This window comes from Barnesiella sp. B2-R-119, assembly GCF_023656675.1.
GTDB lineage: Bacteria > Bacteroidota > Bacteroidia > Bacteroidales > Barnesiellaceae > Barnesiella > Barnesiella intestinihominis.
The window spans coordinates 208674-229259 of the sequence record NZ_JAMOKL010000004.1; the positions used below are offsets into that span (position 1 = coordinate 208674).

General features: G+C 44.4%; 12 protein-coding genes and 1 tRNA gene. 6 read left to right on the forward strand and 7 right to left on the reverse strand.

Features of this window, described 5'->3' with window-relative positions; translation table 11 throughout:
* Positions 1-13: 13 nt before the first annotated feature.
* Complete coding sequence (bamJ, locus tag NBH06_RS09230; protein WP_195330670.1) at positions 14-598, reverse strand: BamJ family beta-barrel-assembly machinery protein; 585 nt, start codon at positions 596-598, stop codon at positions 14-16.
* A gap of 237 nt (positions 599-835) precedes the next feature.
* On the opposite strand from bamJ, the gene NBH06_RS09235 reads away from it, so the two are divergent.
* Positions 836-1528 carry an SIR2 family NAD-dependent protein deacylase gene (locus tag NBH06_RS09235; protein WP_250793995.1) on the forward strand — a complete coding sequence of 231 codons (693 nt, stop codon included), beginning with the start codon at positions 836-838 and terminating at the stop codon, positions 1526-1528.
* A 65-nt stretch (positions 1529-1593) separates the two neighbouring features.
* Here NBH06_RS09235 and NBH06_RS09240 read toward each other — a convergent pair whose 3' ends face one another.
* A complete protein-coding gene (locus tag NBH06_RS09240) occupies positions 1594-3417 on the reverse strand; it encodes a Na/Pi cotransporter family protein (protein WP_250793997.1) in 1824 nt (607 codons plus the stop codon).
* A gap of 181 nt (positions 3418-3598) precedes the next feature.
* Here NBH06_RS09240 and NBH06_RS09245 point away from each other — a divergent pair, with 181 nt between their 5' ends.
* The gene (locus NBH06_RS09245; RefSeq protein WP_250793999.1) at positions 3599-5272 is read left to right on the forward strand and encodes a nucleoside kinase; all 1674 of its coding nucleotides are present in this window, start codon (positions 3599-3601) and stop codon (positions 5270-5272) included.
* Between the two features lie 205 nt (positions 5273-5477).
* On the opposite strand, the gene NBH06_RS09250 is transcribed toward NBH06_RS09245, so the two are convergent.
* Positions 5478-6455 carry a polyprenyl synthetase family protein gene (locus tag NBH06_RS09250; RefSeq protein ID WP_021891698.1) on the reverse strand — a complete coding sequence of 326 codons (978 nt, stop codon included), beginning with the start codon at positions 6453-6455 and terminating at the stop codon, positions 5478-5480.
* A 116-nt stretch (positions 6456-6571) separates the two neighbouring features.
* Between NBH06_RS09250 and polA the strand changes: the two genes are divergently transcribed.
* Together polA and mfd are read left to right on the forward strand one after the other, a co-directional pair.
* Positions 6572-9352 carry a DNA polymerase I gene (gene polA / locus NBH06_RS09255; RefSeq protein ID WP_250794001.1) on the forward strand — a complete coding sequence of 927 codons (2781 nt, stop codon included), beginning with the start codon at positions 6572-6574 and terminating at the stop codon, positions 9350-9352.
* Between the two features lie 276 nt (positions 9353-9628).
* Positions 9629-12973 (forward strand): transcription-repair coupling factor, encoded by a 3345-nt coding sequence (mfd, locus tag NBH06_RS09260; protein ID WP_250794004.1) that lies wholly within the window; start codon positions 9629-9631, stop codon positions 12971-12973.
* Here mfd and NBH06_RS09265 read toward each other — a convergent pair.
* Together NBH06_RS09265 and NBH06_RS09270 are read right to left on the reverse strand one after the other, a co-directional pair.
* A complete protein-coding gene (locus NBH06_RS09265; RefSeq protein ID WP_008863057.1) occupies positions 12912-14324 on the reverse strand; it encodes a mechanosensitive ion channel family protein in 1413 nt (470 codons plus the stop codon). The two genes, mfd and NBH06_RS09265, sit on opposite strands and share 62 nt — an antisense overlap.
* A 155-nt stretch (positions 14325-14479) precedes the next feature.
* Positions 14480-16258, reverse strand: a complete 1779-nt coding sequence (locus NBH06_RS09270) for a glycoside hydrolase family 10-like protein (protein WP_155012892.1) — start codon at positions 16256-16258, stop codon at positions 14480-14482.
* Between the two features lie 277 nt (positions 16259-16535).
* Between NBH06_RS09270 and ychF the strand changes: the two genes are divergently transcribed.
* Positions 16536-17639: a redox-regulated ATPase YchF gene (gene ychF, locus NBH06_RS09275; RefSeq protein ID WP_008863055.1), complete on the forward strand. Its 1104-nt coding sequence runs from the start codon at positions 16536-16538 to the stop codon at positions 17637-17639.
* A gap of 74 nt (positions 17640-17713) precedes the next feature.
* Here the strand turns inward: ychF and NBH06_RS09280 are convergent, their stop codons facing one another.
* Both NBH06_RS09280 and NBH06_RS09285 read right to left on the reverse strand, forming a co-directional pair.
* On the reverse strand, positions 17714-19390 hold the full coding sequence (locus NBH06_RS09280) for a S41 family peptidase (protein WP_250794006.1): 1677 nt from the start codon (positions 19388-19390) through the stop codon (positions 17714-17716).
* Positions 19391-19418: 28 nt separating this feature from the next.
* On the reverse strand, positions 19419-20411 hold the full coding sequence (locus NBH06_RS09285; RefSeq protein ID WP_250794008.1) for an adenosine kinase: 993 nt from the start codon (positions 20409-20411) through the stop codon (positions 19419-19421).
* A gap of 82 nt (positions 20412-20493) precedes the next feature.
* On the opposite strand from NBH06_RS09285, the gene NBH06_RS09290 reads away from it, so the two are divergent.
* A tRNA-Asn gene (locus tag NBH06_RS09290) sits at positions 20494-20570 on the forward strand.
* Positions 20571-20586 lie beyond the last annotated feature (16 nt).

A 20586-nucleotide genomic window follows, 5' to 3' on the forward strand; every position in this document is an offset into this window, starting at 1 on the left:
ATAGGGTAAATAATTATAATATTTTTATTAGTTCCACTTCAAAAATAAGAGTAGCGTTCGCCGGAATACTTCCACCGGCTCCTTGCTCTCCATACGCCAAATCAGAAGGTATATATAATTTCCAACGAGAACCCTCGGGCATTAACTGCAAGGCTTCCACCCAACCGGGTATCACTTGGTTGACCCCGAACACTGCCGGAGTACCCCGCTGTATCGAACTGTCGAACACTTGCCCGTCAATCAAAGTTCCATGATAATGACATTGAACTTTATCGGTAGCTTTCGGCTTACGACCTTTTCCCTCGGCAAGCACTTCATATTGCAAACCGCTGGGAAGTACCACCACACCGGAACGCTTGGCATTCTCTGCCAAAAATTCTTTCCCGGCCTGTTTATTCGTCTCGGCGATTTCATCTTGCAAATTGGAAAAAAACTCGTTGATGATTTTTTTCGCCTCATCGAAACTGATTTCCGGTTTTTCCTGTTTATATACAGCCTCTACACCTTTGGCAAAATCCTCGACGTTCAACGATTTGATACCCGAGCCTAAAAAATTGTGCCCCATGCTGAGACCTAACGCATAACTTAATTTGTCCATTTTCTATTTTTATTGTATTTAAGCAAACATAATAACAATATTTGCGAAGCGAAGATAGGGCTTTTATACTTAATTCAATAAATTCTCCTTAAAAAAAAACATAATTCCCGATGGAATAGTGTCACCCATTCCAAAATCTCAACACATTTTATTAAAAAACATTTGCAGCCGCCGAAGTTTTACCCTAACTTTATCTTAATTATTTAAGACGAAATCCATCTTGTTGAAACAAAAGATATGAAAAAGAGACTGGTTGTATTGACAGGCGCAGGAATGAGTGTAGAAAGCGGGCTTTCTACATTCCGAGACAGTGGAGGGTTATGGGACCGTTACCCCGTAGAAGATGTCGCAACCCCGGAAGGCTGGGAAAGAAATCCGGCTTTGGTACAAGAGTTTTATAACAAAAGGCGCAAAGAGCTCCTCACCGTCGAACCCAATAAAGGACACTTCGGATTGGCGGCTCTCGAAAAGGATTACGATGTAACAGTCATCACCCAAAATGTAGACAATCTACACGAACGCGCCGGGAGTACTCACGTAATTCATCTGCACGGAGAACTCACCAAAGTACGCTCGACAAAAAATGAAAATTGCATCTATGAATTGTCTCCCGACCATTATGAAATAAAAGCCGACGAAACCGACCGATACGGAGACCGGCTGAGACCTCACATCGTATGGTTCGGCGAAGCCGTACCCATGATAGAGCCGGCTATCGAAATCACCGAAGAAGCCGATATATTCGTCGTCATCGGAACATCGCTGAACGTTTATCCCGCCGCAGGATTGCTCCGTTATGTACGGCCGCAAGTACCGATATACCTCATCGATCCCAAAGAGGTAAAAGTTCCTGTCGATCGTTCCGTTCGGGTTATCCAAAAGGGAGCCTCGGAGGGTGTGGCAGAGCTTATCGCATTATTACGACGATAATCTCCCTTACCAACGATAAAAGCCGTCCCGAAAATTCGGGACGGCTTTTATCGTATCGCCTCATTTCAAGCGTGTTTTACCTGCTGCTGTTTGATGGCATCGACCACATTGATAACGTAATCGCCCAACCGTTCACACTCCGAAATCATATCCATATAGTATATTCCCGATTGGTATTCGTAATGTTTATTATTGATGTTTTCGACATTAGCCCCGCGCAGTTGATTCCTATAATTATTAATCTCACACTCTTTATTATAAGAAATCATTATCTCGCTCATAAGCGGTTCGTTACTCGACAGGAGCGCCACCATATTGGACAACGCTTCGGAATCGAGTTTAAACATCGCATCGATATTACTTACAATCTCGTCGTTAAAATCGATATGAGAGTCTTGCTTCCGTTGCAAAGTACGAGCGAGGTTATAACAACAATCTCCTATACTCTCAATCTCGGTCACGATGGTAAGCATACTGTTTACCATCATTTTTCCTTCATAGCTCAACCGACCGCCGACAACCAAGTTCAAGAATCCGGCAATTTCCAATTCCATACGGTCGCAAATCTGCTCGTATTTCTCGATACGATTGTATAATTTCAAATAGGCTTCGCTTCCTTCCTTTTCGTGTAATAAATCGGCTACCATACCAAACATACGTTGTACCCGCTCGGCATACACGGCAATCTCCTGATGGGCTTGCGGTAGGTTTAATTCCGAAGCCGACAACATACCCCGCGAAATAAATTTCAATTGGAACTCCTCTTCGTTCTTATCTTTTACCCTCACCAAGCGGGTAACTATCCTCTCATATAAACCTGTAAACCAAATCATAATGGTTACATTGATTACATTGAATACCGTATGGAACATCGATAACCCGAACGATACAGAAAACTGCATGGCTGCAAAATGAGCTTTTTGCTGTTCGAAATCGGCAGAATCCAAATTCTGTCCGCTATTCAGCGCGGCAACCAATGCAGGATCGGATTGCTCCCAAGTGGAAATAAACGACATCAAGTCATTCGGGTTCCCTACCCCCAACGAAGTACAAATCCACATGATAAAACGAATGAAAGGATAATACAAAACAAGCGCCCACATGGAACCGAGCATATTGAACAGCAAATGACCCATCGCTGCCCTTTTCGCCGACACATTCGCACCGATAGAAGCCAACAGAGGAGTTATCGTCGTACCGATATTACTACCCAAAATCAAAGCGGCAGCTATGTCGAATGAAATCCAACCTTTGCTACACATGATTAAAAATATCGCCATCGATGCACTCGATGACTGCACAATCATCGTGAGAATCGCCCCCACAGCACAAAATCCCAAAATAGAAATGAACCCATGCTGCGTGTAAGAAGACAAAAACTCAAACACCTCGGGATTACTTCTCAAATCGGGAACCGAGTTGTTTATATAACTAAGCCCCATGAACAAGAATGAGAATCCGATTATAAACTCGCCCCACGATTTACGAGAACTTTTATTCGAAAATAACAAAGGAACTCCCAAACCTATCAACGGCAAAGCAAAAATTGTGATATCGACCTTGAATCCAAAAAGAGAGATAAGCCACGCCGTGGCTGTCGTACCGACATTCGCCCCCATAATGACTGCCATCGATTGCCCCAACGTCATTAACCCGGCATTCACAAAGCTGACGACCATTACCGTCGAAGCCGACGAGCTTTGAATCAATGCTGTTATCAATATTCCGGTCAACATTCCTGAAAACCGATTTTTCGTCATCACGGCAAGGATATTACGCAGTCTGTCTCCTGCTACCTTCTGTAACCCTTCGCTCATGACCTTCATTCCATATAGGAACAAACCGACCGACCCGATCAAAGTCAAGAAGTCCAGAAATGTGTATTCCATGAAAGTTTCTTAAATAGTTGTTTTATTATCCTCTTTGTAGTATATTTAACTCACAATCTGCATCTGGAAATGATTCCTTTGCAAAATTATACAAATAAAAAGATTTACATCAGGTAGAAATTGCCGTTTTTATTTTTATTAACAATTAAGAATACCATCGAAATTATATCCCATCAACATTATGGAAAAAGAACAATTTGACGTTTATTGTGTAAACACAGGAAAAACGCTACGTGTAAACGGAGGTGAAAGCCTCCTCGAAATCTATAAACTGGCAAATCCTCGACTGGCTCACCGCCCGATTTGCGCTTACGTAAATAACAAAACCGAAGAATTGAAATACCGGGTATTCGGGCCCAAAGACATCGAATTTCTCGATATCTCTCACCCGGCAGGCATGCGCACATACGTGCGTTCCCTCTGCTTCGTCATGTACAAAGCAATCAACGACATTATCCCGGGAACAAGATTGCGTATAGAACATTCCCTATCTCACGGATACTATTGCTTGCTCGATAATGAAAACGCCCTCAAACCCGAATCCATCGATAAAATAAAGCATCGCATGGCCGAAATTATAGCCGCCGACATTCCGTTCAAAAAAATAGAATGTCACACGGCCGATGCCATAGAAGTTTTTCGGGAACAAGGCATGTTCGATAAAATAGAATTGCTGAAAACTACACACGAGTTATATACCCAATACCATACTCTCGACGGTCTCGCCGACTCGTATTACAGTTGGCTGACTCCGTCGACAGGCTATTTACAGGGATTCGACTTGGTAAAATATAACGGTGGGGGGTTGTTAGTTCCTCCCATGCCCGATGCACCGACCGAACCGGCTCCGATAGAACCGCAAGAAAAAATGTTGAATGCGTTCAAAGAATACCTCACGTTCAACCAAATTATCGGATTGAGCAATATAGGAGACCTCAACAAAGCCGTGGAAACGAGACAAGCAACCGACTTAATCAAAGTTGCCGAAGCCCTTCATGAAAAGAAAATAGGTAAAATCGCCGACGATATAACCCGACGCTATCACGAAAACGGTACTCGTATCGTACTTATCTCAGGACCCTCCTCCTCGGGGAAAACCACATTCTCCAAAAGATTATCGATTCAGCTCATGACCAATCTGTTGAAACCGGTAGCCATATCTCTCGACAACTATTTTGTCAATAGAACAGACACCCCTCTCGACGAAACCGGCGACTACGATTACGAATCGCTCTACGCTTTGGATTTAGATTTGTTCAATAAAGACCTCAACAGATTATTGCAAGGCGAAACAATCGAGATGCCCACCTATAATTTCGAAACCGGCGAAAGAGAATACAGAGGGAATACTCTGAAATTGGAACAAGGGTCTGTTCTCATCTTGGAAGGCATACATGGATTAAACCCAGATTTGACACCTCAAATCGAAACTCATTTGAAATATCGCATTTATGTTTCCGCCTTGACGACCATCTCCATCGACGACCACAACTGGATACCGACTGCCGATAACCGTCTGTTACGCCGCATTATCCGCGACCATAAATATCGCGGGGCATCGGCACAGAGCACCATAGCCCGTTGGGGAAGTGTGAGACGAGGAGAAGAAAAATGGATATTCCCCTATCAGGAAAACGCCGATGCTATGTTCAACTCTTCACTCCTTTTCGAACTGGCGGTAATGAAAGATTATGCACAACCCATACTCAGCGCCGTACCCCATGATTGTCCCGAATATGCCGAAGCTCATCGTTTGCTCCGTTTCTTAGGATATTTTCAATCCATCAATCAACGCGAAATACCTCCTACTTCTCTTCTCAGAGAGTTTCTCGGCGGCAGCAGCTTCAAATATTGACGACATGAAGGGAAAACCGAAAACGAAAACGACCACTTTTAGAAAGTGGTCGTTTTCGATAATTAGTAAGAAATCAGCAGGGATTGTCTTTTCATACTTCTACCCCCTCTCCCCCTGCCGTGTCCCATAAGTATTACGGGGTATCGCGCAGTGATATAAAGGGAGCGCCCACAGGGGTCGACACAACCCCACTATCCTAAAAATTCTATTTTTCCCGCTCTATCGTGTAGTCCAAGATAGCAATCAAAGCATCGATCGTTTCGGAAGGAGGAAAAACGGACAATAGGTCCACAGCCTCGTTGCGGATACGCCCCATAGTTGTATAGGCATACTCGATACCTCCTTGTGTTTTAGCATACTCGATGAGTGTATGCACGCTGTCGGACGACAAATATTCCTCGCTCAACAACAAATCTCTCATTCGTTCGTTTTCAGAGCCTTCGCCATGAGTAATCGCATAAATAAGCGGCAGTGTTATTTTCCCTTCCCGCAAATCGTTTCCCGTGGGTTTACCGATAACTTTATCCTCGTAATAATCGAAAATATCGTCCTTAATCTGGAAACAAAGCCCTAACTTTTCTCCAAACATTCCCAATCTCGCGACATCTTCGGCAGAAGCGCCGGCAGACAGTGCACCCACCTGCATACAAGCATAGAACAACGATGCTGTCTTTCGCCGAATCACTTCGAAATATGCATTCTCGTCAAGCAAGTGATTGCGGGCATTGGAAAGCTGGTCGATCTCTCCCCGAGCCAAATCCCGTCCCAAGACACCCAAACAAGAAACAATCGGCATCTTGTTCGTTTTTATCGAACAAGCCAAAGCACACGACACGAAATAATCGCCAACCAAAACCGCTATACGGTTATCATATAAATGATTGATCGTCGGTAGGCCTCTGCGTTTCTGCGATTCATCGACTACATCGTCATGAATCAGACTGGCATTATGCAACATTTCCAACGAAGCTGCTGCGTCAATGGCTTCACGAGGAACTTCACCGAACAACTTCGCACACAGTAACACCAATATGGGCCGAATCTGTTTCCCCTTGCTTTCGAGATAAGCCTGAATCACCTCATTCATCAGAGGACTGGTCGTATGCAAAGATTCAGTAAGGGTTTTATTCAGTAGAGCAAGCTCCTCGGTTATCGGCTGCCGTATGCTAAAAAGTTTATCCATATCAATTTATTCTGGTGCAAAAATAGTAATAAAACAAAAGAATCCGTATTTTTATCGTAATTTTACCGCATTACAAAGATGCTTTTTTAATTCTTATCTACAAACAGCATACCCTTATGCAAGAGAAACGACTATTTTTATTAGACGCTTACGCACTGATTTACCGTTCTTACTATGCGTTCATCAAGAATCCGAGAATCAACTCCAAAGGGATAAACACCTCTGCCATTCTGGGGTTCGTCAACACGCTCGAAGAATTATTGAGAAAAGAAAACCCCTCGCATATTGCCGTCGGATTCGATCCGCAAGGCCCCACATTTCGCCACGAGGCTTATGAACAATACAAGGCTCAACGGGAAGAAACTCCCGAAGTAATACGCTATTCGGTCCCGATCATCAAAGAGATTATCCAAGCCTACAACATTCCCATTATAGAAGTTCCCGGCTTCGAAGCCGACGATGTCATAGGCTCGCTGGCAAAACTTGCCGAAAAGGAGGGCTTCGACACCTACATGATGACACCCGATAAAGATTACGGGCAATTAGTATCGTCACACATTTTCATGTATCGGCCCAAGTTCGGCGGCGATTTCGAAATTTTAGGACCGGAAGAGATAAAAACGAAATACGGCATACAATCACCCGAACAGGTTATCGACATATTAGGATTGATGGGCGACAGCTCCGACAACATACCCGGCTGTCCCGGAGTGGGAGAAAAAACGGCGGTCAAACTGATTGCCGATTTCGGAGGTATAGAAAATCTGCTTGCAAACACCGATCGGTTAAAAGGAGCCTTGAAAACCAAAGTGGAAGAAAACCGCTCGCAAATAGAGTTTTCCAAGTTCTTGGCAACCATCAAGACCGATGTACCCTTGACTTTCGACGAAAAATCACTTCGACGGGAACCTGTAAACAGTGAAAAACTGAGACCCATTTTCGAAGAATTGGAATTCAGAAACCTTACCGAAAGAGTATTGGGAAACCAACCGACAACGCCGACACCTAAAAAAACGGTACAACCCTCCCTGTTCGACAATGTTCCCGAAACTGAACAAACAGACAACTCCGCGCCCCAGTCGAATTTGGCTAATATCGCATCGATTCCGCACACCTATCATTTAACCGACACCCCTGAAAAGATGTGGGACTTGGCGGCATTGCTATCTTGCGCATCGGCATTCGCATTCGACACGGAGACAACCGGCGTAGACCCGATGAATGTAGAGTTGGTGGGACTTTCTTTCGCCCTAAAAGAGCACGAAGCCTATTATATTCCCATTCCAGAGGATCAAGAAAAAGCACGGGAATTCGTAAACATCTTCAAATCGGCTCTGGAAAATCCCAAATCCTTGAAAATAGGACAAAATATCAAGTACGACTATATCGTCCTGCATAACTACGGGATACATGTCAAAGGCGATTTCTTCGATACAATGGTGGCTCATTACCTGTTACAACCCGAACAGTACCACAATATGGACTATCTGGCGAATGTATATCTCGGTTACGAGCCTGTGTCCATCGAAAAACTCATCGGTCCGAAAGGGAAAAAACAACTTTCCATGCGACAAGTCCCGGTAGAGCAAGTTTGCGAATATGCCGCCGAAGACGCCGATGTTACCTTGCAACTGAAAAACCGGCTCGAAAAAGAGTTGAAGACCGAAAAAATGGAAAAGCTCTTTTACGACATCGAAATGCCATTGACAAAAGTTCTCGCCGACATGGAAATAACCGGAGTCAATGTAGATATAACCGAATTAAAAAGCTCCTCGGATATCCTCACCCGGCGCATGAACGAGTTGGAACAAGAGATTTTCCAATTGGCAGGCGTTACATTCAACGTAAGTTCGGCACGACAAGTAGGCGAAGTCCTTTTCGAACGATTGAAAATCGATGAAAAAGCCAAAAAGACAAAGACGGGCCAATATTCCACGACCGAGGAGATATTGGAAAAACTTCGGTCCCGCCACCCCATCGTGGGTAAAATACTCGATCAAAGAGGCATTCGCAAACTATTGAGTACCTATATCAATGCCCTGCCCGAATTGATCAATCCCAAAACGGGAAAGATACATACCTCGTTCAACCAGACGATTACCTCCACCGGACGACTCAGTTCCAGCAACCCGAACTTGCAGAACATACCTATCCGCGACAACGAAGGGCGGGAAATACGCCGTGCATTCGTACCGGATAAAGACTGCATTTTCTTCTCGGCCGACTACTCGCAAATAGAATTGCGTATCATGGCACACCTGAGCGGAGACCGGCACATGATAGAAGCATTCCGGGAGGGATCGGATATCCACGCAGCCACAGCCGCAAAAATTTACAAAGTTCCTATCGATGCCGTAACTGCCGATATGAGAAGAAAGGCCAAAACAGCGAACTTCGGTATCATTTATGGCATATCGGTATTCGGCCTCGCCGAACGACTGAATATACCACGGAGCGAAGCAAAAATATTGATCGACGGATACTTCGAAAGTTATCCGCAAATCAAAGAGTATATGAATAAAAGTATCGAAGTTGCTCGGGAAAAAGGCTATGTGGAAACGATTTGCGGCCGGAAACGAATGTTGCCCGATATACATTCCCATAACAGCGTCGTGCGGGGATATGCCGAACGAAACGCCATTAACGCCCCGATACAAGGGAGTGCAGCCGACATCATCAAAATCGCTATGATACGTATCGCCAAACGATTGGAAAACGAGCATCTACGAAGCCGCATGATTCTGCAAGTACACGACGAACTCAATTTCAATGTACCCGTCGAGGAAATCGAGAGAGTAAAAGCTATCGTCTGCGAAGAGATGGAAAACGCCTATCCGTTGCAAGTGCCGTTATTGGCCGACTCCGGTGTGGGCCGCAACTGGCTGGAAGCCCACTGACCATAGAGAAAACACAGGAACAAATATTGCGACCGATAAGAAGCTGTTTTAAATTTATTCCGAGACAGATTGAGCCCTATGTTGAAGCAGATTGGAGTCCGAGATATGCAGTCAATAGCGGGCTATTGACAAAAATCAAGGGATTCAAGATGCAAGACAGGGGCTCAATATGGCCGGAACATACCTGCTTGAAATGATAATATTATTTCTCAATAAATTTAAAACAGCTTCTAAATTAATGTGTAATTTTGTCGACGGTTAAGACGGTTTATAGGAATGGATATTCAGAACTTTTCTGCGCTTTTCAACACTCCGGCGAGACGTGAAGCGTTTTTGAAACTCATTAAAGACAACAAGACAAAGCACATTTTTATACAGGGACTCGAAGGTTCCTCGATAGCGCTTTTCTTTTCCAATCTTCTGGAACATAAACAGGCACATATCCTCATCGCAAATGATTTGGACGAAGCCGGTTATCTGTACAACGACTTGGTGCAAATAAACGGTAACGACCACATTCTTTTATTTCCATCTGGATACAAGCGGGACATCAAATACGGGCAACCCGACCCCCCTTCCGAAATATTGAGAACCGAAGTTCTGAACCGCCTGTGTCAAAAAGGAGAGTCCCTATTGATAGTCACTTATCCCGAAGCTATCGCCGAAAAGGTTGTCCCGGTCAATATGCTTTCCGAACAGACCCTTCACATCGACAAAAATTCGAAGTGCGACATCATCACACTATCCGACAAACTGAGAGAACGAGGGTTCGAAGAAGTGGACTACGTGTACGAACCCGGTCAGTTTGCTGTACGGGGTAGTATTCTCGACGTCTTTTCGTATACCAACGAATTGCCCTATCGTATCGATTTTTTCGGTAAAGAGGTAGAAAGCATTCGTACTTTCGAAGTGGAAACACAACTTTCCACCGGAAAATTGGAAGAAGTTTATATCGTTGCCAACGTATGCGGACAGGAAGCCTCCGGCATCTCCATACTCGATTTCATCGATAAAAACACGATTTTAATCTGTCACAATCTGTCATGGGTGATCGACAGAATTTCAACCATAGCTTCCGAATCGCTCTCCGAGCAAACCCTTATCGCCGAAGAGGGCGATCGCTATGCTATGCAAAAAATTATCGATGTAACAGCTTTTCAAAAAAAGATAACTACATTTCGAAGGATAGATTATGGAGCAAGCAGTGAAGCGAATGCGCCGGCGGTCATTCGTTTCAACTGCGCACCACAAGGTGTTTATCACAAAAATTTCGATTTAGTCAGCCAATCGTTCTCCCAATTCATCGAAAAAGGCTACACTCTTTACATACTCAGCGACAGTGAAAAACAGATAGAACGATTGCAAGCTATTTTCGAAGAACGAGGCGATTCCATCTCGTTTACACCGGTATTGAAAACCTTGCATGAGGGATTCGTCGACAACGATTTGAAAATAGGTTGTTTCACCGACCACCAGATATTCGATCGGTTTCACAAATACACTTTGAAAAGCGAGCATGCGCGTTCTGGGAAACTGGCTCTTTCCTTGAAAGAGCTCAACCAGATAGAAGTCGGCGACTACATCGTGCATGTGGATCACGGTATAGGTCGTTTCGGGGGATTGATACATACCGAAATCAACGGAAAAATGCAAGAGGTCATTAAACTGACTTACCAAAACGACGATATTATTTTTGTCAGCATTCACGCCTTGCACAAATTGGCGAAATACCGGGCAAAAGAGGGAGAAGCTCCTCGTATCAACAAACTGGGAAGCGGTGCTTGGGAACGCATGAAAGAGAAGACGAAAGGCAAGATGAAAGAGATTGCCCGCGACTTGATAAAGCTCTATGCCGCCCGTAAAGAAGAAAAGGGATTCGCTTTCTCGCCCGACTCGTTCCTGCAACAAGAACTCGAAGCATCGTTCATTTACGAAGATACTCCCGACCAGATAAAATCCACAGCCGAAGTGAAAGCTGACATGGAACGCGAACGCCCTATGGACAGGCTCATCTGCGGCGACGTGGGTTTCGGGAAAACCGAAATTGCCATACGTGCGGCATTCAAAGCCACCTGCGACAACAAACAGGTAGCAGTACTCGTGCCTACCACCGTATTGGCCTTCCAGCACTACCAAACCTTCAAAGAGCGATTGAAGGAGTTCCCGGTACGTATCGAATACCTCAGCCGAGCCCGGAAAGCCTCAGAAGTAAAAGCCATTTTGAAAGACCTCGCCGACCGCAAAATAGATATTATCATAGGAACCCACAAGCTCATCGGGAAAGATGTGAGATTCAACGACCTCGGGCTTTTGATTGTCGACGAGGAACAAAAATTCGGAGTGGCCGTAAAAGAGAAACTCAAACAGATGAAAGTGAATGTCGACACCCTTACGATGTCGGCAACTCCCATACCTCGCACCTTACAATTCTCTTTAATGGGTGCACGCGACCTTTCGGTTATCTCTACCCCTCCGGCCAATCGCTATCCTATCCAAACCGAAGTACACGCTTTCAACGACGACATTATCAAAGAAGCGATTAACTTCGAGATGAGCCGAAGCGGGCAGATTTTTTTCGTCAACAACCGTATTCCCCAACTGTACGAACTCGAAAACACGATTCACCGGTTGGTTCCCGACGCACGTGTTGTGATCGGGCACGGACAAATGCCACCCGAAAAATTGGAACAGGCAATTATCGACTTCGTCAACTATGATTATGATATTTTACTGGCTACCACCATTATCGAGTCGGGAATAGATATGCCAAACACCAATACGATAATCATCAACGATGCACAAAACTTCGGATTAAGCGAACTGCATCAACTGCGGGGACGTGTAGGCCGCAGCAACCGAAAGGCTTTCTGTTACCTGCTCACTCCACCGCGCCACACATTCTCGGTAGATGCCCGCCGACGATTACAAGCCATCGAAAGTTTCTCGGAATTGGGAAGCGGCATACACATCGCCATGCAGGACCTCGACATACGGGGAGCCGGTAACCTCTTAGGAGCGGAACAAAGCGGTTTCATCGCGGATTTAGGCTATGAAACTTACCAAAAAATTTTAAAGGAGGCTGTCGAAGAATTGAAAAACGATGAATTCAGCGACCTCTATTACGGAGCCGATTCGGATACGAAACCCGAAGAGTTCGTCTCGGAATGCACCATTGAGTCCGACTTGGAAATCTTATTCCCGGCAAACTACGTACCACAGGAATCCGAGCGTATCTCCCTATATCAAGAGCTCGACAACATGGAGCGTGAAACCGATATACGACAATTTTGCGAGCGCTTGGAAGACCGTTTCGGACGCATACCCCACGAAGCTATGGAATTGATTCGGGTAGTCCGTCTAAGACGGCTGGCTAAACAATTAGGAATCGAGAAAGTAGGGTTGAAACAGGGATACATGTATCTTTACTTCGTTTCGGACGAGCATGTCGCCTATTATCAATCCGCTGCATTCGGTCGCATCTTAGGATTCTTGCAAAAAAATCCCAAACTTTGTAAATTGCGGGAAATAAGCGGTCGCCGCTCGTTAGCTATAAAGGACATCACTTCGGTGGAATCGGCGGTATCGGTTTTGGAGGAGGTGTTGCAGACACCTCCGGTTTAGCAGAAGACGGCACTTCCGTATTTTTCTCTTTCATGGTTCCCCACGGAATACCCCACAACTCATCGGGATTATGGCCGGCCGTCAATAGAGCCGAATTAATATAATCCCGCCCCGACGGATTTTGGAACGGATACAGGCCGAACCGGGGCATGATAGCAGCATAATGTTCGAAAATTTCGGCTTGTATAGATTCATAGCTTACCCAATTTTTATTAGCCGAAAAGCAATATAACTGCAAAGGCAACCCGTTATCGTTAGGATCTAACGTTCTGACCATAAGAGTCAATTGATCGTTAATAAACTTATGTTGTTGTAAATAAAGAGTCATGTAAGCTCTGAAAAGCCCTAAATTCGTCTCGATCGTTCCGTTCACCAGCCCCGCGCTATTTTCGGTATTTTCTACAATTCCTTTTTGTTGTTGAGACTCTTTTTTCTCGATGAAATCGCGCAGAATATCGATTTGTTTCAAATTTTGCAATAATTCGGGGGTACAAAATTTTACCGTGTTCAGGTCGATGGTAAACGAGCGCATGATACGACGGCCACCCGAATCGGACATTCCGCGCCAGTTTTGTACCTCCCCTGAAATAAGCGAATAAGGAGGAATCGTCACTATGGTATTATCGAAATTCTGAACCTTCACCGTATTCAACGAAACATCGATAACGACTCCGTTCACGGCGCCACCCGGCACGACAATCCAATCGCCATTCCTTATCATATCGTTTTGCGAGAGTTGTACACCGGCGACAAAGCCCAATATGCTGTCTTTAAATATCAACATCAGCACCGCAGCAAATGCGCCCAGTCCGGTAATCAAAGCCATCGGCGAACGTTCTATCAAAATAGAAACCGCAATAATCACCCATATCCCTATCAAAAGTCCTTTGATAATTTGTATCATTCCCTTCATCGGTCGATCCCGAAATGCGGTACGACGAGAATAGATACGCCAAAAGACCGAAATTTGCGTATTGATCGAGAAAACGAGGACTCCGAGCAGATAAATCCAGCAAACTTTTTCGATAATCCGTAATAGTTCGGGAGTTCCGTGAAAAGCAAATGGCAACAGAGATAAAATCACCAACGGCGGGATAACATGCGTTATATGGGTAAAGACTTTGGCTTCGACCAACCCTTTCAACAGATCCCCTCCTTTATATTTTATAATCCGATGAATCACATAAATAACAATCATTCTCAAAATCCTTGCAACCACAATAGCGATCACAAAAACAAGAATACCATACACAATTCTATCCCAAACCGGCGAAGACTCTCCCGTTATTCTATGCAATAAAGAAGATACCCATTCCATGAGCCGGTCGGCTACTTCATAAGCTTTATTCATCAAATATCTTTTTTGTTAAAACGTTTTCATACCCCAGAGAGTTCACTACCGATCAGAGATCGGGCAACCCGCTTAAATAAGTCTCAAACAAAAAAAGAAATTCCTTTCAGAAGGAATTTCTTTTTTCCACAATAAACGAAAACTAATATATGCAACTATTGAACCGCCACTTTCGTTCCATTAACAATATACATTCCTGCTGGAACCGTTATTTCCGAATTTCCACCCGAAACTCTGACCATACGAATCAACTGCCCGGTAAACGAATATATATAAATATCCATATCCTTTGGAACAGAAACATAGATAGCTCCCGATCCTCCATAAACGACAAGGCCATCGACAATTCCCGACTGAACACCCGATGGAGTTTTAATATAAGGTTGTGACTCGTTTCCATAAGAATCAATAGCCGTTATAGCATACACATATCCCAATTGAGTATAAGAAGAAACATCTATACTTTTTTCCCATGTAACTCGCTTCAAATAGGCCGATGTTTCATAGGTTTGAGGATTATTAGCCACGCGACTGGGTACGAAATACACGGCATAACGTATCGTTTCATCTGCATCAGCCGACCAGCTCAACATATTTCCCGACACCGAAATATCGGTAATATCGGGCAAATCACAGGGCGTTTTCCAGCTCATAACGGGCGTTAACGCTGGTTCGGTAAATTTATTCTCGGCGACATAGGTATCCAACCCATAACTGAAAAACTGCGTCGTATTGAAAAAGACGTGTCCGGGAGCCCCCATCAGATCGGTCGATCGGTTCATATCCACTTCAAACCCGCACTCTTCCGTACCTTTGGCTGCTGTCGCGGCGATAGAACGTTCCACCATCGACAAACCGTTATATTCGTTCTCGCTCATGCCGAGCCGACGCAATACACTTTTCATACGCTGCGGACTATTTTGGGGCATCGTAGAAATTCGCATACTCGAATAAAAGTGTCTGTCCATCGTCTTGGCCACCTTCGCCCACCACGGAACCAATGTCTTATACCCCCAAACATGAGTGTTGAAACTCGGCCAGTAACATTGTGGCGAAATATAGTCTATCGTTTTCGCTTTCAACCAAGCCACTCCATCGCAATATAGTTGGGAATAGGCACTCGTTCCTCCGCTTGTATTCAAATACTCTATACCATACGAAGCGGCGACACTACTGCTACCGCCCCATATCCCGAAAGGCCCTATACCGAATTTCACGGTCGGTTTCGTCTCCTGTATCATAGCGTAAATATCGGCGATAAGTTTGTTGCAATTCTCACGGCGCCAATCCCCCACATTTTTCCCTTCGGGTTTATATAGACTCTGAGAATAGGCATCTTCATTTTTAGTGCCTTCGTAGGGGTAAAAGTAATCGTCGAACACGATACCGTCGACATTGTACTTGATGACTATATCTTTGATAACCTTCACCAAATACTCGATTACCTCGGGATTCCCCGGGTCGAGAATAAAACTCGACGAATACTCCAACAGCCACTCCGGGTGATTCTTACGTATGGGATCATCGGCTCCGTTCATATTTTTTTCACTCTCATAGCGATATGGATTGATCCATGCATGAAGTTCCATTCCCCGCTTATGCGCCTCCTCTATGGCAAACGCCAGCGGATCATATCCCGGATCGACCCCACGTGTTCCCGTCAAAAACTTCGACCATGGCTCGTAGGCCGAATTGTACAAGGCATCCGACATAGGACGCACCTGCAACCAAACCGCATTCATACGGGCCGCCTGCATACCATCGAATATCTTAATCAGAGCGGCCTTTTGCTCTTCCAAAGTCTGGGTCGATTTGGGCCAATCGATATTACTCACCGAGGCCAACCATGTTGCACGAAATTCACGTTTTGGAGATTCGGCCCAACACCCCCAAATAATACCGATAGTTAAAAAAAGGAAGGATAATTTTTTCATGTTATTCACAAAATATTAGTGTATTTTGCAAATATATCCCTTTAAATTAATTCTTCAAGGCTATTTTATTTAAATAAATAAAACGGCACATAAAATATATAATTATTATACAAAATCGCTAATTGAACATAATACACAGAAGTAAGAAAAGAATCGCTATCTTTGCAAGAAATATGAAAACAGATTACGTTTCGTCGTAATCAAACGACTTTGCGTCTGTTTTCGTGCAGTATTTTGCAACAAATTATTTCGATTATAACCGAAACAATATTATATAATGAGTTTACAATGTGGCATAGTCGGCTTACCTAACGTGGGTAAATCGACTCTTTTCAATTGTCTGTCCAACGCAAAAGCGCAATCGGCAAATTTCCCGTTCTGTACCATAGAACCTAATGTAGGTGTCATTACAGTACCCGACGAACGATTAAACAAACTGGCAGAACTGGTGCATCCGCAACGAATAGTCCCCACCACTGTGGAGATTGTCGACATCGCCGGGTTGGTCAAAGGAGCCAGCAAAGGCGAAGGTCTGGGAAATAAATTCTTGGCGAACATCAGGGAAACCGATGCAATCCTGCATGTATTGCGTTGCTTCGACGATGACAACATTACTCACGTGGACGGAACAGTCAACCCGGTACGTGACAAGGAAATCATCGATTTCGAGCTCCAACTGAAAGACTTGGAAACCATAGAATCACGTATTTCAAAAGTCCAAAAACAGGCTCAGACAGGAGGAGATAAAGCAGCAAAGGTTACATACGAGGTTTTAAGCCGATACAAAGAAGCACTCGAACAAGGGAAAGCTGCTCGTACCGTCACTTTCGAGACCAAAGACGAACAGAAAATAGCTCATGACCTTTTCCTGCTTACCAACAAACCGGTAATGTATGTCTGCAACGTGGACGACAACAGTGCCGTATCGGGTAACAAATACGTGGATATGGTACGCGAAGCCGTTAAAGACGAGAATGCCGAAATCCTTATCTTGGCAGCCAAAACAGAATCGGAAATCGCCGAGTTCGAAACTTACGAGGAACGACAAATGTTCCTTCAAGAAATAGGCTTGGAAGAATCGGGCGTTTCCCGTCTGATCCGAGCGGCTTACAGCTTGCTCAATCTCGAAACCTACTTTACCGCCGGGCCTCAGGAAGTACGGGCATGGACCTATTTGAAAGGTAGTAAGGCTCCCCAATGTGCCGGTATTATCCATACCGATTTCGAAAAAGGTTTTATCCGAGCCGAAGTAATCAAATACGACGACTATATCGCTCTCGGTTCCGAAAACGCTTGTAAAGAGGCCGGTAAAATGTACATCGAAGGAAAAGAATATGTCGTACAAGACGGCGACATCATGCACTTCCGATTCAACGTATAATTTACACAGTCATTACCATACAAAAAAATGCGATGAAAATTCATCGCATTTTTTATATCCTCCTTCAAGAACCGTCAATGCTTTCCCGATAGATTTAAAATCTCGTCATAGCGGGATTTATTGCCCAAAATACGACAAGCCTCCTTTAAATCTTTATCGTTTTTGATCGACTCTATAATTTCGCCTTTCTGATAATAATACCGTTTCACAATCTCTATCGAAAGCAATTCGGCGATTTCATCGTGAAAAGTCTCCAAATCCCTATCCAAATCGTGATTCAAACAAGCTTCAAGCGCTTCGAACTGCTTCTGCGTGTTTTCATCGAAATATCCTTCGAATTTAGCGACCTCCTTTAAGTCGGACAATATCCGTTCACTCTGTTTGTCGTATTTGAAATCCTTCGATTTCACAAAAGCTTTGAATTCCTCGTATTCTTCGTCGGACAATTTAAAATCTTTCGGAGCCGGAATCGTATCGTGCTCGGCTGCATACCGAGTCGCATAATCGAAGAAATAGAAATCTTTCATCAAATAATAGCTGATATTCCCCCGCCTTTCCATCGAAGTTTCCACATCGGGTTTTATACCGCCTCCGTCACGGACAATCCTACCGTGAGCGGTCTTGAACTCGTGGGTAAGGCTATCGGGAATACGGGCGACGCTCCCGTCGGGATTGCGATGCGAATAATCGATAGCTTGTATCAAACGTCCGCTGGGTATATAATAACGAGCGATCGTTACCTTCAACATACCGTTATAAGGCAAAGGCCGTGTGGATTGCACTAATCCTTTGCCATAAGAACGTGAACCGATAATCACAGCCCTGTCGAGGTCTTGTAAAGCTCCGGCCACGATTTCCGAAGAAGATGCGGTTCCTCCGTCGATCAGCACGGCCAAAGGCATTTTCACATCGACTGGCTCCTGAGTGGTTTTATAAATCTTATCCATCTTCTTATTTCTTCCCCGGGTAGAAAGCACCTCTACCCCCTTCGGAACAAATAAATTGACAATCTGCACGGCCTGCTCCAAAATACCACCGCCATTACTGCGCAAATCGAGTACCAACGAAGTTATCCCCCGTTTTTTCAAGTCTTGTAAAGCCCGTTTCACTTCCCCGGCCGAAGTATCGGTAAAACTACTCAAATAAATATACCCCACGCTATCGCATACCACATCGTAATAAGGTACGGCAGGCATTTGTATCTTCTTACGAGTTAACTCGAAAGAGAGCAAGTCTTTCACACCGGGACGTTCGACCGTAACTTTCAACTGCGTATTCGCAGGTCCTTTCAACCGCTCGCTCACCTTCGCACTCTTCCACCCCAATACAGTATCGTTATCGATCATCACGATTTTATCTCCGGGACGCAAACCCGCTAATTGAGCCGGCATACCCTCATACGGCTCCGAAATGTAAACGGCATTATCCCGCTCCATAATGAAAGAACCGATACCCGCATATTCTCCGGTAGTCGAAAAGAAAAAATCGTCTTTCTCTTTCTCAGGTATATACTCGGTGTAAGGATCCAGACGCGCCAACATCGCATTTACACCGTCGCTAATAGCCTTCTCGGCATTAATCGTATCGACATAAAACATATTCAATTCCTTAAAAAGAGAATTGAATATATCGAGGTTACGTGATATTTCGAAATTTTTCTCGTCAGATTTGCCTGCCCATATCGGATTTATAAATCCCGAACAAAAAGATAATACCGTTACTGTCGCAAAAGTCAACCTTATATTTTTCATTTCACTTCTTTTAATCACACGAAGATAACTAATGCCGAATATCTTCGGCAACCATAGAAGATACTTTTAACTTTATTTCAGTCCAAATCTCATCGCTCATCTTAGTACCGATTACTTTAATCACACGACCCGCCAATAAAGAACCGATAGCACCGCAAACTCCCAACGAGCAATTTTGAGAAAGACCGTAAAGAAACCCCGAAGCATATAAATCCCCGGCTCCCGTAGAATCTACTCGAACCTCTGGTGTCGCAGGGACCTCGGTAATTATGCCTTCACACCCTACGAAAGAACCTTGTGCACCACATTTTACAACAGCAATCCTACAATATCGCGACAATATCTCTGTCGCTTTACGGGGCTCTTCGCCTGTATAGGCCAATGCCTCTTCCTCGTTCGCAAATAGAATATCCACATAATTCTCCACCAAATCACGGATAATCGCATAATTATCTTTTACTACATTGTAACTCGCCATATCGAAAGAAACAGACAAGCCGACCTCTTTTGCCAATTGTACGGCTCGTAAAATCAACGAAGTGTCTTGCACCAAATACCCTTCGATATGCAATATATCATACCCTTCGAACATTTCGGCAGAGAGCTCCTCGGCGCACAAAGTAGCCGCTGCACCCAAGAATGTACCGAAAGTCCGCTCTCCATCGGGAGTTATCATCGTCATGGCACAACCCGAAGCCTGTTCTCCTTCGATCAACAAAGTCTGCACGCCATTGCGCTCCATATCCTCCCGGAAGAAGCGGCCATAAGCATCCCGACCTATTTTCCCGATGAATCCGCTCTCTATTCCCATACGGGCTACTCCCGAAACAGCATTAGCGGCCGACCCGCCTGATGCTAAGGTGGTTTCCAGCCCTTCGAAAACCGACATAATTCTCAAAAGCTTCTCTTCGTCTATAAGTTGCATACCGCCTTTCAGCAGCCCCATCTCATCGAAACACTCGTCGGAATGTAACCGTGCAAGTACATCTGTAAGAGCATTTCCCAATCCTACTATCCTCATTCTGGAAATTTTTTTTGCAAATATATTGCATAATTGGAAATAAGCCATTACTTTTGCAACGCATTTTTAACGAATGCAATCTTCTTCAGTAGCTCAGTCGGTTAGAGCATCTGACTGTTAATCAGAGGGTCGTTGGTTCAAGTCCAACCTGAAGAGCCAATTTTGATATTTTTAT

Coding starts and splice junctions, on each gene's coding strand:
- bamJ (WP_195330670.1), bottom strand. CDS start 598: ATGGACAAATTAAGTTATGCGTTAGGTCTCAGCATGGGGCACAATTTT.
- NBH06_RS09235 (WP_250793995.1), top strand. CDS start 836: ATGAAAAAGAGACTGGTTGTATTGACAGGCGCAGGAATGAGTGTAGAA.
- NBH06_RS09240 (WP_250793997.1), bottom strand. CDS start 3,417: ATGGAATACACATTTCTGGACTTCTTGACTTTGATCGGGTCGGTCGGT.
- NBH06_RS09245 (WP_250793999.1), top strand. CDS start 3,599: ATGGAAAAAGAACAATTTGACGTTTATTGTGTAAACACAGGAAAAACG.
- NBH06_RS09250 (WP_021891698.1), bottom strand. CDS start 6,455: ATGGATAAACTTTTTAGCATACGGCAGCCGATAACCGAGGAGCTTGCT.
- polA (WP_250794001.1), top strand. CDS start 6,572: ATGCAAGAGAAACGACTATTTTTATTAGACGCTTACGCACTGATTTAC.
- mfd (WP_250794004.1), top strand. CDS start 9,629: ATGGATATTCAGAACTTTTCTGCGCTTTTCAACACTCCGGCGAGACGT.
- NBH06_RS09265 (WP_008863057.1), bottom strand. CDS start 14,324: ATGAATAAAGCTTATGAAGTAGCCGACCGGCTCATGGAATGGGTATCT.
- NBH06_RS09270 (WP_155012892.1), bottom strand. CDS start 16,258: ATGAAAAAATTATCCTTCCTTTTTTTAACTATCGGTATTATTTGGGGG.
- ychF (WP_008863055.1), top strand. CDS start 16,536: ATGAGTTTACAATGTGGCATAGTCGGCTTACCTAACGTGGGTAAATCG.
- NBH06_RS09280 (WP_250794006.1), bottom strand. CDS start 19,390: ATGAAAAATATAAGGTTGACTTTTGCGACAGTAACGGTATTATCTTTT.
- NBH06_RS09285 (WP_250794008.1), bottom strand. CDS start 20,411: ATGAGGATAGTAGGATTGGGAAATGCTCTTACAGATGTACTTGCACGG.